This is a genomic window from [Bacteroides] pectinophilus, from assembly GCA_025146925.1.
Taxonomy (GTDB): Bacteria; Bacillota; Clostridia; order Lachnospirales; family Lachnospiraceae; genus Bacteroides_F; species Bacteroides_F pectinophilus.
In genome coordinates this window covers 1412120-1425093 of the sequence record CP102260.1, presented here as the reverse complement: position 1 = coordinate 1425093, position 12974 = coordinate 1412120, and the positions used below count along the sequence as shown (strand labels likewise).

9 protein-coding genes are annotated in these 12974 nt (G+C 42.9%); all 9 read right to left on the bottom strand.

Annotated elements, in window-relative coordinates; genetic code table 11:
* Positions 1-6: 6 nt before the first annotated feature.
* The gene (locus tag NQ488_06640) at positions 7-1503 is read right to left on the bottom strand and encodes a UDP-N-acetylmuramoyl-L-alanyl-D-glutamate--2,6-diaminopimelate ligase (protein ID UWN96971.1); all 1497 of its coding nucleotides are present in this window, start codon (positions 1501-1503) and stop codon (positions 7-9) included.
* Positions 1504-1568: 65 nt separating this feature from the next.
* Positions 1569-3242 carry a formate--tetrahydrofolate ligase gene (locus NQ488_06635; protein ID UWN96970.1) on the bottom strand — a complete coding sequence of 558 codons (1674 nt, stop codon included), beginning with the start codon at positions 3240-3242 and terminating at the stop codon, positions 1569-1571.
* Between the two features lie 14 nt (positions 3243-3256).
* Positions 3257-5956 (bottom strand): DNA translocase FtsK, encoded by a 2700-nt coding sequence (locus NQ488_06630; protein ID UWN96969.1) that lies wholly within the window; start codon positions 5954-5956, stop codon positions 3257-3259.
* 103 nt (positions 5957-6059) lie between these two features.
* Positions 6060-6731, bottom strand: a complete 672-nt coding sequence (locus NQ488_06625) for an ATP-dependent Clp protease proteolytic subunit (GenBank protein ID UWN96968.1) — start codon at positions 6729-6731, stop codon at positions 6060-6062.
* 138 nt (positions 6732-6869) lie between these two features.
* Positions 6870-7715: an undecaprenyl-diphosphate phosphatase gene (locus tag NQ488_06620; GenBank protein ID UWN96967.1), complete on the bottom strand. Its 846-nt coding sequence runs from the start codon at positions 7713-7715 to the stop codon at positions 6870-6872.
* A 63-nt stretch (positions 7716-7778) separates the two neighbouring features.
* On the bottom strand, positions 7779-9185 hold the full coding sequence (locus NQ488_06615; protein ID UWN96966.1) for an ATP-binding protein: 1407 nt from the start codon (positions 9183-9185) through the stop codon (positions 7779-7781).
* A 9-nt stretch (positions 9186-9194) separates the two neighbouring features.
* Complete coding sequence (locus NQ488_06610; GenBank protein ID UWN96965.1) at positions 9195-9875, bottom strand: response regulator transcription factor; 681 nt, start codon at positions 9873-9875, stop codon at positions 9195-9197.
* A gap of 102 nt (positions 9876-9977) precedes the next feature.
* Positions 9978-11153, bottom strand: coding sequence for a radical SAM family heme chaperone HemW (hemW, locus tag NQ488_06605; protein ID UWN96964.1), 1176 nt, complete (start codon positions 11151-11153; stop codon positions 9978-9980).
* Positions 11150-12964: a translation elongation factor 4 gene (lepA, locus tag NQ488_06600; protein UWN96963.1), complete on the bottom strand. Its 1815-nt coding sequence runs from the start codon at positions 12962-12964 to the stop codon at positions 11150-11152. The genes hemW and lepA overlap by 4 nt, the downstream gene beginning before the upstream one ends.
* Positions 12965-12974: the final 10 nt, after the last annotated feature.

The following is a 12974-nucleotide window of genomic DNA, read 5'->3' as shown; positions in this document are numbered from 1 at the left end:
CTTACTCTAACGTACAGCTTCAATTATAAGCTCTCTGTCATCCATATGATGCTTTACGCCCTTTATCTCCTGATAATCTTCATGCCCCTTACCTGCGACAACTATGACATCACCCGGCTGTGCATTATCAACAGCGTATTTTATTGCCTCACGCCTGTCTGCAATCTCAACATGTCTGCCCGATGTCCTGCTTATGCCGGTAACTATATCGGCAATGATTGCCTCCGGCTCCTCATTACGTGGGTTATCCGATGTGATTATCGTAAAATCGGATAATCTTCCGGAGACTTCGCCCATCTCAAATCTTCTGTCTCTGTCCCTGTTGCCTCCGCATCCGAATACAGTGACGATTCTCTTAGGATTATACTCCTTAAGCGTCTTAAGGAGACTCTCAAGTGCCATGGCATTGTGGGCATAGTCCACCATTATTGTAAAATCTCTGCGCGATGCATTAACTTCGGCAAGGTCAACGATATCTATTCTTCCGCGAACCCTTACATCATAAAGTGCTTTCTTGAGCCGTTGTTCATCAACATTAAAATGTCTTGTTACTGCTATCGCACAAAGTGAATTATATATTGAAAAATTGCCCGGCATGCATAATTCAATATCAAGATTAACCAGTCCACTGACATGATACTTTGTTCCAAGCTTACCATGTTCATACAAAAGTTCCTTATCAGCAGCCCTTATATCCGCCGTCTCACTAAAACCGTATTTTTCAACCCTGCATGTTGCATTGGCAAGAATCCGGTCAACATGCTCATCATCCGCATTAACTATTCCTATGTCACACTGTCTGAACAGCTTAGCCTTGCATGAAAGATAATCTTCAAATGATGAGTGTTCATTAGGGCCGATATGATCAGGCTCAATATTAGTAAAAACGCCTATATTGAACTGTATTCCCGCTGTCCGGTTAAGCATAAGTCCCTGTGATGACACTTCCATTACAACTGCCTCACAGCCTGCTTCCACCATCTTTGCAAAGCTTTCCTGAATCTCATACGACTCAGGTGTAGTATTATGTGCCGGCTTATGCTCATCACCAATGATTGTCTCTATCGTACCGATAAGTCCCGTCTTGTGTCCACAGCTTTCAAGCACATTGCGTATCATATACGTTGTGGTTGTCTTGCCTTTTGTACCTGTAATTCCAATTGTAAACAGCTTTTCTGCCGGATATCCGAACCATGCTGCCGACATAAGCGCATATGCAAGGCGTGTGTCGTCCGTCTCAACAACCGTAACATTCTCCGGTATCTTTGCATCTGAAAAATGCTGCATATAATCATACTTACTGCTTACTACTATAAGTCCGGCACCCCTGCCGATTACATCCTGAATATATGTATGTCCGTTGCTTACGGCACCCATTATACATACAAATGCACCTCCGGCCGTTACCTTACGCGAATCCGATGTAAGGCCTGTTACGTCCGCGTCACAGCTTCCGCTGATAACCGATGCATTTATCTTTTCTATGATATTTGAAATCTTCATGGCTTCTCCCATCCCTGATAGAAAATCTGTATTACATATCCAAAACTGCCAGGCTCAGCGCTGTATCAGAACAACCCCGTAATCCTGCCTGCTTCAATGTCATAATCTACATTCTCGGCTGCAGGAACTCTTGGAAGTCCCGGCATTGTAAGCACTGTACCGAGAAGTACAACAACAAAGCCTGCTCCGGCATTCACATATACCTCTCTTACATTAACCTCAAAACCTTCCGGTCTTCCGAGGAGTCTGGCATTATCAGACAGTGAATACTGTGTCTTTGCCATACATACAGGAAAGCTTCCGAAGCCAAGCTCTGTAATTCTTGCAAGCTGCTTCTTTGCGGCTGCCGAATAGCTTACACTTCCGGCACCGTATATTTCCTTTGCGACCTTCTCAATTTTTTCTTCAAGTGACAGTTCATCCTCGTAGAGAGGCTTATATTCCGAAGGCTTATTCTCAAGTGTAGAAAGGACTTTCTGTGCAAGCTCCTCTCCTCCTCTGCCGCCTTCAGCCCATACCTTGGAGAGTGCGAATTCACATCCAAGCTCCTCACAGTGTTTTCTGATGAAATCGTATTCTTCTTCCGTGTCGGTAATAAATGAATTAAGTGTAACTACAACCGGCACGTTATACTTATGCATATTCTCAATGTGCTTATCAAGATTGGCAATACCCTTACGGAGTGCCTCCATATTCTCCTCTGAAAGCTGATCCTTTGGGACTCCTCCGTTATACTTAAGTGCCCTTACAGTCGCAACGATAACAATTGCATCCGGCTTAAGTCCTGCAAGCCTGCACTTTATGTCAAGAAACTTCTCAGCTCCGAGGTCAGCTCCAAAGCCTGCCTCTGTAACTACAATATCCGCCATCTTCATTGCTGTCTTGGTTGCTCTTACGCTGTTGCAGCCGTGTGCAATATTGGCAAACGGCCCGCCATGTACTATTGCAGGAGTATTCTCAAGTGTCTGCACAAGATTCGGCTTAATTGCATCTTTAAGAAGTGCTGCCATTGCGCCTGTAGCATGAAGATCATCGGCTGTAACAGGATTATTGTCATAATCATATGCAACAATAATCTTGCCAAGTCTGTCCTTTAAGTCTGCCATATCATCAGCAAGACAGAGAATTGCCATAATCTCTGACGCAACAGTAATTATAAAATGATCTTCGCGTACAACTCCGTCCGCCCTGGCACCCATACCGATTACTATATTGCGGAGTGCTCTGTCATTCATATCTATGCATCTTTTCCATACAATTCTCTTAGGATCTATATGTAGCGCATTACCCTGATGCATATGGTTGTCAAGCATAGCTGCAAGGAGATTATTAGCTGAAGTTATTGCATGAAAATCTCCCGTAAAATGCAGGTTAAGGTCCTCCATCGGAACAACCTGTGAATATCCGCCTCCTGCGGCACCGCCTTTTATACCAAAGCAGGGTCCCAAAGAAGGCTCTCTGAGTGCTACAATAGCTTTCCTTCCAAGCCTGCAAAGCCCCTGTGTAAGCCCTATGCTTACAGTAGTCTTGCCTTCTCCGGCAGGTGTAGGGTTGATTGCGGTTACCAGAACAAGCTTTGCATCTTTGTTATCTTTACATTTGTCAATAAAATCATCTGATATCTTAGCCTTATACTTACCGTAGAGTTCAAGGTCATCTTCAGTCATTCCTATCTTCGCTGCCACCTCTTTGATAGGCAGCATGCAAGCTTCCTGTGCAATTTGAATATCTGTTTTCATGATTGATTTCTCCTTTATTGTTGTTTTTTAAGGTATTCTTCAAATTCTTCAGTCTTCATAAGAATCTTGCGTGGCTTGGTACCTTCCTCAGGGCCTACCACACCGGCATCACAGAGCTGATCCATTATCCTTGCAGCCCTGTTGAATCCAATCTTAAAATATCTCTGAAGCATTCCAATAGAAGCTTTTTCTTTATCTATTATAAACTTACCTGCTTCCACAAAATATTCATCTCTGTCATCATCAGAAGCAGATGCATTCAGATTTACACTTCCGGTATTAATCTGATTGGTAACCTCCTCGTCGTATGCCGAAGGAGCTGTGCAGTTATCTTTCAGGAAATCTACGACCGCGCTGACTTCCTTATCAGACACAAATGCACCCTGAACTCTGACAGGCTTCGGATATCCTGACGGATAGAAAAGCATATCACCTTTGCCGAGAAGCTTCTCCGCTCCGTTCATGTCTATAATAGTTCTTGAATCAACACCGGATGACACTGAAAATGCAATTCGTGACGGAACATTGGCCTTAATAAGGCCTGTAATTACATTAACGGAAGGTCTCTGCGTTGCTATAACAAGATGAATGCCTGCGGCTCTTGCAAGCTGTGCAAGACGGCATATTGCATCCTCAACCTCTCCCGGTGCTACCATCATAAGGTCTGCAAGCTCATCTATGATGATAACTATCTGTGGCATCTTGTCAGGTTTCACGCCGTCCTCAGGAACTTCCATCGACTCCAGCTTTTCATTATAGCCCTTAAGATCCCTTACATTAAAGTCTGCAAACTTCTTATATCTTGTTGTCATCTCAGCAACAGCCCAGTTGAGTGCAGATGATGCCTTCTTAGGATCTGTAACAACCGGAATCATAAGATGCGGTATTCCATTATATACGCTAAGCTCTACCACCTTCGGATCAACCATTATAAGCTTAACCTCATCAGGTGCCGCTTTATATAATATACTCATGATTATCGTATTAATGCAGACTGATTTACCTGAGCCTGTGGCACCGGCAATAAGAAGATGCGGCATTTTTGCTATATCCGCAACTATTGTCTTACCACCTATGTCCTTGCCTGCCGCAAATGCAATTGATGAAGGATGATTCTTAAATTCCGGTGATTCAAGCAGTTCGCGCAGCGTAACGCCTGTGGTCTCCTTATTGGGAACCTCTATTCCGATCGCAGCTTTGCCGGGGATAGGCGCCTCTATTCTTATGTCTGCCGCTGCGAGATTGAGCTTGATATCGTCAGACAGTGACACTATCTTGGCTACCTTGGTTCCCTGCTCCGGCTGCAGCTCATAGCGCGTTACCGAAGGCCCGCAGCTTATATCGGTAATGGTAACTCTCACGCCGAAGTTCTGAAGAGTCTGCTGAAGCTTCATTGCAGTCTTTTTATTCTCCTGCGCTATATTACTGTTTGCCCTGGATGTATTTTTATTAAGGAGCTCTATAGGCGGGAATCTGTATCCTTTTGATTCTCCCGGCTCTCCCTGCTTTGGCTGTGCTTTTTTTACATCACGGCCGGTTCTGTCCGTATTGACATGCGCTGCTGCGTCATTGCAGCCATTAACAGCGTCCGCTGTCTTTGCACTATGTATATCTTCATCCTTTTGGGATGGTCTTGGCATTATATCGGCATTTATCTCATTAATGTCTGATGCCGGAGTCCTCGGTATATCATTACCGGATGCTGTCTGTGTATCGTGTTTGTCAGACGGATCAAATATATCCTTAGAATATTCATCCTGTATATCAAACATGCCGGATTCATTGTTAGGCTCAAGAGTTATCTCTTCAAGGTCAGGAAGCTGTTCCGGCATCTCATGTGTCTGTTGCGGGTTAAACAGCTCATTATTGAGGACAACACCGCTTACCTTATTATTGGTACGCTTTTTCTTCTGTGCTTCCTCCTGGGCTGCCTTGGCTGCTTCGCGGCGCTCCTGAGCCTTCAGCTCACGTTCCTGACGCTTTTTTTGTGTACGCTCGCGGTACTCTTCATCCTCGCGTTCAATATCCTCTTCATGACGCTGCCTGTAATCTCTTGAATGTTCACGATAGTACTCATAATCATCCTTCGCAGTCATAAGGGCTCTTCCGCCCTTCCTTCTTACTGCACTGATAAATGAGCGTTCAGTAATAACCACAATGCATATAATCATCATAATAAGCAGGACTACTACCGTTCCAGCCGTTCCAAGCGGAGAAAGCGCTTTGCATATAAGACCGCCAATAATTCCTCCGCCGCTCTTATACTGTGCACTATAGCTATAGAACTCACCAGCCGGTGACGATATCTGAGGCCTGCCTGATATCTTCTGTGCAAATGCTGATATCAGCATAAGGAGCACAAATGCTGCCGCCGACTTAATTCTGACTACTGCAAGCTGCCTGTTGGCCATAATGACAAATATTACTGCTACTATTACTATAGGGAGAACATACTCAACAACGCCTACCATACCGAACATAAATCCATTGACTATCTCTCCGAAGCTCCCCGCAAGGTTGAAACTGCTCAATATAAGTATCGCTGCAAAAGCAATTACCACAAGCAGAAAAATCTCATCCTGAAGTGCTGTATCTATTCCGTTCTTTTTTGTACTCTTTTTGCTTCTTCTCGTGCCAGTCTGCGACTTTCCTCCAGAAGCCGGTTTTGAAGATGTCTTCCTGTTGCCGCTCTTTGCAGCCTTTGGTGAAGCCATTATCAATTCCTCCTTAATTATTACTTCAAATTAACCCTATAATTATACTATGAACTGATAATGTGTGCAAATGTTATTTTATGCGGCTGTTACATCCGGCTGTTCATGCCTTACCGCACATACTCCTGAGCTTTATGATTGCATTGCTTATTCCTCCGACTTCACAGATAAGCTTTTTATCAACAGCCTCTTCCCCCACAAGTATAGTTCCCAGGTCTTTTGTAAGTATTCCTGTATTCATCATCATCTGTTCGATCTGTTCCCTGCTGCATTCCGTATGCCTTTCGATAAATCCTGCTATACGATCCTGAATAAGCTTAAAATAATCATATGTCTGAGGCGCACCTATAACAGTCCCGCTCATTCTTACCGGATGTATAATCATCGTTCCCGTCGGTGTTATAAACGAATAGTCACACGCAACCGCAAGCGGTACACCTATCGAATGTGAATCCCCAAGCACAAGTGATACCGTAGGCTTCGACAGTGATGATATCATCTCTGCCAGCGCAAGGCCAGCACTTACGTCTCCACCCACAGTATTGAGCAGAAAAAGCACACCGTCAATATCGCTGTTATCCTCGACCGCAGCAAGTTGTGGAAGAATGTGCTCATATTTTGTAGACTTGCTCGTCGCCGGCAGTACATCATGCCCTTCAACTTCCCCTATAATTGTTATCAGCTGTATCTTTGCACCGTCTTTATTGTTATCAAGTATCACCTGTCCTGTCTTCTCTATCTTATTAACACTTGTAAATTCCTTATTATCCGCCATGCCAATCTCCATTCTGCAGGCACAAAGAGCCATACGAAGATATTGTCCCACACCGGATATTTTTTATGCATATTCAGAAACTAAAAACACAGGCCGTACAACGCCATTGCAGCATTGCAGCCTGTGTCACATCTTCTGTTAAGGTCTTAGCAGAAGAACTATTGCTCCAAGAATTATTCTGTACCATCCAAACACCTTGAAGTCATGTTTCTTTATATATCCCATAAGGAACCGGATTACAAAAAGTGATACAACAAACGCTGCAGCCATTCCTATTATAAGGAGTGCCGCTTCCATCGCCGTAAAGTTAAATCCGAACTTTACTATCTTAAGAAGGCTTGCTCCGAACATAACAGGTATAGCAAGGAAAAATGTATACTCAGCAGCAACAGTTCTTGATACGCCTATGAGAAGTGCACCTACGATTGTTGCGCCTGACCTTGATGTTCCCGGGAAGACTGCAGCTATAAGCTGGAAGAGACCTATCATAAGTGCTGTCTGATATGTAATTTCTCCAAGTGAGTTAATCTTTGAAGTGCGGTTCTTATTCCAGTTCTCAACAACTATAAATGCAACGCCGAATACAATAAGCGCTATTGCAACACAAAAATAATTATAGAACATTGCTTCACATACATCATCAAGTCCAAGTACAACAAATATAACTGCAGGAATGCACGCAACAATAATCTTAAACCAGAGTGTCGTAATCTCTTTGTCAAGATGGCTTAATATTCCACTCTCCTTAAAACCTCGTCCATTCTTATTGGTAAAAGGGAAAATGCTGTTCCAGAACAGAACTACAACCGCAAGTATCGCTCCAAGCTGGATAACAACTTCAAACATGCTCCAGAATCCTTCCGAAACATTCTTAAACGCAAATATCTTTTCAAAGAGAATAAGATGTCCTGTACTGCTTATAGGCAGCCATTCTGTAATGCCTTCCACAATACCGAATATTATGGCTTTAATAATTTCAATCATGATTTACTCCTGTTTAATATTTACATGCAACATGTCATATATAATATCATATTACATCCACTTTTAAAAGATGATTTTGATATCGGTTCCTCTTCCCTCTTCACTATGGAGTTCGAGCTTAGCGTGATGCTGTGATATAATATGCTTTACTATCGCAAGTCCGAGACCTGTTCCTCCGGTGAGTTTTGAGCGGCTTTTGTCTACTCTGTAAAACCTCTCAAATATTCTCTTCTGATGCTCCTTGGATATGCCTATTCCATTGTCCTTCACCTCAAGCACAACATTATCATTGTAGTTAGTATCATCATGGTACACAGACACATCAACCACACCGCCGGCATTAGTATATCTTATTGCATTATCACACAGATTATACAAAACTTCTTCAATCTGCCCGCGATTGGCATATATTCTGCATTCATTCCCACTAAGCCTGAGAGTGATGTCACGGTTCTTTGCATTCAGCTCGAGCATATTTACACAATTCTTTGCAAGCTCATGAAGCTCGACAAGCTCATAGCCGTCACGTCCCTTATTCTTATCATTATTAGATGCCTGTACAAATGCGGTGCCATCCGTCACTATGCAGTCTATTCCATTAGCAGGAACAAGATCCGAAGCATCAAGCTCCGACAGTCTTATAATATCATTGATAAGCGTAAGAAGCCGCTTTGCATTGCGGTGTATCTCCTCAGCAAAATGTGGTATATCGTCCTTAGACGCAATTCCATTCTCTATAAGCTCTGCATAACCGGATATTGACGTAAGCGGTGTCTTAAGCTCATGTGACACATTTGCCGTGAATTCCTGACGCATTTTTGAGCCTTTTATAATGTCTTCATGCTGTTTTTTAATTGTCTCGACAAATGGCTGAAGCTCACTATAAACTCCTGCCTCAGACACAGCATCCATGTTCTTCGACAGATTCTCTATAGGCTCAATAATCTGCCTTACAAGATAATATCCGACAGCATTACATACCACATAGATAACTCCTATCATAAGCAGCAGGAACGGTATTATCGTTCCAAACATATTCCACATGCTTCCACTCTCACGCGATACACGTAAGACATCTGAAGTATCAAGGCGCATTGCATAGTAGAAAACATTTTTCATAATTGTATCGGAACGTCTTACCGACTTACCGCTTCCGTTCTTTATTGCGCTCTCAACCTCCGGACGTGCCAGATGGTTATCAAGTACTGCCGGATCAACTTCACTGTCATACAGGACTTTTCCATTACTGTCTATAAGTGTAATTCTTATGTCATCCATCAACGGTTTATATTGACCGGACTTCATCTCATTAATAACATCTTTATCTGAGATTGCATATGCAATATCCCTTAGATTATCGCCAATCTCTGACTTGAATAACTGATAAAACATTGAAATACTTACCACAACCGTTGCAAATATCGTAAGCAGTGATACTAATGCAAGATTAAGATTTATCTTCTTTTTCATAATCGTTCCTTAATCCAGGCCGATTGCATAACCGACATTACGTACCGTCTTAATCATCGAACCTGATTCTCCAAGCTTTTTTCTGAGTGTCTTTATATGCATGTCAAGAGTTCTTGACTCACCCTCAAATGATGTACCCCATATCCTGTCCATAATCACTTCTCTTGACATTACAATCCCGTAATTGGAAATAAGCAGCTTCAGAAGGTTGTACTCCTTGAATGTCAGTTCCACAGGTTCATCATTGACATATACTGCATGTCTTTCTTCATTTATAATTATGTCGCCTGCCTTAAAGATTTTTTCATCAGATGTATTCCTGCTTCTTCTAAGTATCGCCTTGACCCTTGAGATAAGCTCCATAACGCCGAACGGCTTCGTCATATAGTCATCCGCACCCTGGTCAAGTCCCTTTACCTTATCAATCTCAGACGACTTGGCAGTTACCATAATTACCGGAATATTACACAGCTCAAAATCACTTTTCATTCTCTTGAGAATCTCAAGACCGTCAATATCAGGAAGCATTATATCCAGCAATACAAGATCCGGAACCTTGTTATGCACTTTGTTAAAAAATGTTTTACCGCAGTCAAAAGACTCAACAATATATCCGCTGTTTTTTAGTGCAAAGCTCTCTATCTCCCTTATATTCTGATCATCTTCCACCACATATATCAATGATGCCATCCCAGTCATCTCCTGTTCTCTTATTCTTATCATGATTGTTAATTATATATTAAATCATATATGAAAAAGCAAAATCAAATAAATGTAAATTTTATGTAAAATTTAAAGGATGTAATCCGCCATTATTACATTGCTTACATCTATTCCATGTGGCGTAAGTGTAAGCCTGCCGTCATTCATGCTAAGCAGCCCTTTCTCAATATATCCGGCAGTTACATCACCGAACACCTCATCAAATGATACAGCAAACCTTTTTTTGAACTCTTCTGTGTCTACTCCTGCCGATGTCATGCGGAGTCCCAGAAATACAAATTCAGACATTCGGTCTCTCTCTGTAAGATGTTCGATATCCTCCTTGTCCTGCCATGCTCCCGCTATATATCTGTCTATATCGTATGTATTACGGCAGCGCAGGTCTCCTTTATTAGAGGCAGCAGCGACGCCAAATCCTATATATTCCTTACATTCCCAATACGAAAGATTATGTATGCTCTCCATTGAAGGCATTGCAAAATTGGATATCTCATACTGATGATATCCCTCACCCGCAAGATAGCTCTGCGCATAATGATACATTGCGCGGTCGGTATCTTCATCTGCCATTCTGTCTATCCCCTGCTCCCGTTCCGACTCTATCTGTGCCGCAAGAGGTGTACCTTCTTCGAGAATAAGACTGTACGCAGATATATGTGATGGTTTCGGTTCAAGTGCACATACATCTGCAAGTGTCCTCTTCCATGTATCCATCGTCTGGTCCGGAAGGTCAAACATAAGGTCAACATTAACATTTTCAAAACCGGCCTCATGCGCCAGCCTGTAGCTGTTCTTAAAATCATCCCAGGTATGGATTCTGCCTATGCACTCAAGTTCACTGTCTATCGCAGACTGTAAGCCGAAGCTTAATCTGTTAATTCCGGCATCCCTGTAGATTCTCAGATTCTCAGCCGTAACAGTACCGGGGTTGCATTCGATTGTAATCTCCGTCAAATGTCCGCATATATCCGCAAAATGTTCTTTGACAGCAGTCATTATTCTTGAAATATATTCCGCCTTAACCGCAGACGGAGTACCGCCTCCGATAAATACAGACCGAAGCCCGTATCCCTCCAGCTGTCCGGCGTCATATCCGTTAATCTCATCTATAAGTGCATTTATATAGTTCTCATGCACGAAGTCAGAAGCTGCCTCCGATACAAAATCGCAGTATTTACATTTTCTTATACAAAAAGGGATGTGTATGTACATCCCTATCTGTTTGTTTTTATCTGTATTCATCATTCATCATCAAGCTTCAAAACGCTCATGAATGCCTTCTGAGGAATCTCTACATTGCCAACCTGGCGCATCCTCTTCTTGCCTTCCTTCTGCTTCTCAAGAAGCTTCTTCTTTCTTGATATATCACCGCCATAGCACTTGGCAAGTACATCCTTACGGAGTGCCTTGACTGTCTCCCTTGCAATTACCTTGCTTCCGATTGCCGCCTGAATAGGTATCTCAAAGAGCTGTCTCGGAATCTCTTCCTTAAGCTTCTCACACATCTTACGTCCACGCTCCGCAGCGCTGTCCTCAAATACAATGAAAGAAAGAGCGTCAACCTCCTCCTTGTTAATAAGGATATCAAGCTTAACCAGCTTAGAACGCACATAGCCCTTCATCTCATAGTCAAATGAAGCATATCCCCTTGAACGTGATTTGAGGGCATCAAAGAAATCATATATAATCTCATTAAGCGGAAGCTCATACTTAAGCAGTGCTCTTGTCTCTTCCATGTATTCCATTCCAAGATATATGCCTCGTCTCTCCTGACAGAGCTTCATTATCGGGCCGACGAATTCTGTTGTGACCATAATCTCCGCACTGACAACAGGTTCTTCCATATAATCAATCTCTGACGGGCTTGGAAGGTTAGACGGGTTGGTAAGTTCAATCATCTCACCATTCGTCTTATATACCCTGTATACAACGCCCGGAGCTGTTGTTACAAGATCAAGATTATATTCTCTCTCAAGTCTTTCCTGAATTACATCAAGATGAAGCAGCCCGAGAAAACCGCATCTGAAGCCAAATCCAAGTGCAATTGATGTCTCCGGCTCAAACTGCAAAGCTGCATCATTAAGCTGAAGCTTTTCAAGTGCATCTCTCAAATCCCCATACTTGGCACCATCTGCCGGATACAGGCCGCAGTAAACCATAGGATTAACCTTCTTGTAACCCGGTAACGGCTCATCGCAGGGATTCTCGTCATCAGTAATCGTATCACCTACAGCAGTATCCTTTACATTCTTGATACTTGCAGTGATATATCCAACCATGCCTGCCGAGAGTTCATCACATGGAATAAACTGTCCCGGTCCAAAATATCCTACTTCCACAACATCAACAACCGCACCTGTTGCCATCATTCTTATGCGTGTTCCCTTGCGTACCTTTCCCTCCTTTATGCGGCAGAATACGATAACACCCTTATACGCGTCATAAAGTGAGTCAAATATAAGCGCCTTAAGCGGTGCATTGACATCACCGGCCGGAGCAGGTATCTTCTGCACTATCTGTTCAAGTACTTCTTCAATATTAATTCCGTTCTTTGCTGATATTCTCGGAGCATCCTGTGCCTCAATTCCGATAACATCCTCAATCTCATCTATAACTCTCTGAGGATCAGCACTCGGGAGGTCTATCTTATTAATAACAGGGAATACTTCAAGATCATGGTCAAGCGCCATATATACGTTAGCAAGTGTCTGTGCTTCTATTCCCTGTGCCGCATCAACAACAAGGACTGCACCGTCACATGCAGCAAGACTTCTTGATACCTCATAATTAAAATCTACATGTCCCGGAGTATCAATAAGATTGAAAATGTATTCTTCTCCATCATTCGCATGATACACAATTCTGACCGTCTGGGCCTTAATAGTGATTCCACGCTCACGTTCAAGCTCCATATTATCGAGAACCTGGTCCTGCATCTCCCTCTGTGTAAGGAGGCCCGTCTTCTCAATTATTCTGTCTGCAAGCGTTGACTTGCCATGGTCGATATGAGCAATAATGCAAAAATTCCTTATGTGTTTCTGGTCAATGTGTCCCATTCCTGTCTCC

What these genes read in the sequence shown, in the direction of transcription:
- NQ488_06640 (UWN96971.1), bottom strand. Translation starts at nt 1,503, where the DNA reads ATGAAGATTTCAAATATCATAGAAAAGATAAATGCATCGGTTATCAGC.
- NQ488_06635 (UWN96970.1), bottom strand. Translation starts at nt 3,242, where the DNA reads ATGAAAACAGATATTCAAATTGCACAGGAAGCTTGCATGCTGCCTATC.
- NQ488_06630 (UWN96969.1), bottom strand. Translation starts at nt 5,956, where the DNA reads ATGGCTTCACCAAAGGCTGCAAAGAGCGGCAACAGGAAGACATCTTCA.
- NQ488_06625 (UWN96968.1), bottom strand. Translation starts at nt 6,731, where the DNA reads ATGGCGGATAATAAGGAATTTACAAGTGTTAATAAGATAGAGAAGACA.
- NQ488_06620 (UWN96967.1), bottom strand. Translation starts at nt 7,715, where the DNA reads ATGATTGAAATTATTAAAGCCATAATATTCGGTATTGTGGAAGGCATT.
- NQ488_06615 (UWN96966.1), bottom strand. Translation starts at nt 9,185, where the DNA reads ATGAAAAAGAAGATAAATCTTAATCTTGCATTAGTATCACTGCTTACG.
- NQ488_06610 (UWN96965.1), bottom strand. Translation starts at nt 9,875, where the DNA reads ATGGCATCATTGATATATGTGGTGGAAGATGATCAGAATATAAGGGAG.
- hemW (UWN96964.1), bottom strand. Translation starts at nt 11,153, where the DNA reads ATGATGAATACAGATAAAAACAAACAGATAGGGATGTACATACACATC.
- lepA (UWN96963.1), bottom strand. Translation starts at nt 12,964, where the DNA reads ATGGGACACATTGACCAGAAACACATAAGGAATTTTTGCATTATTGCT.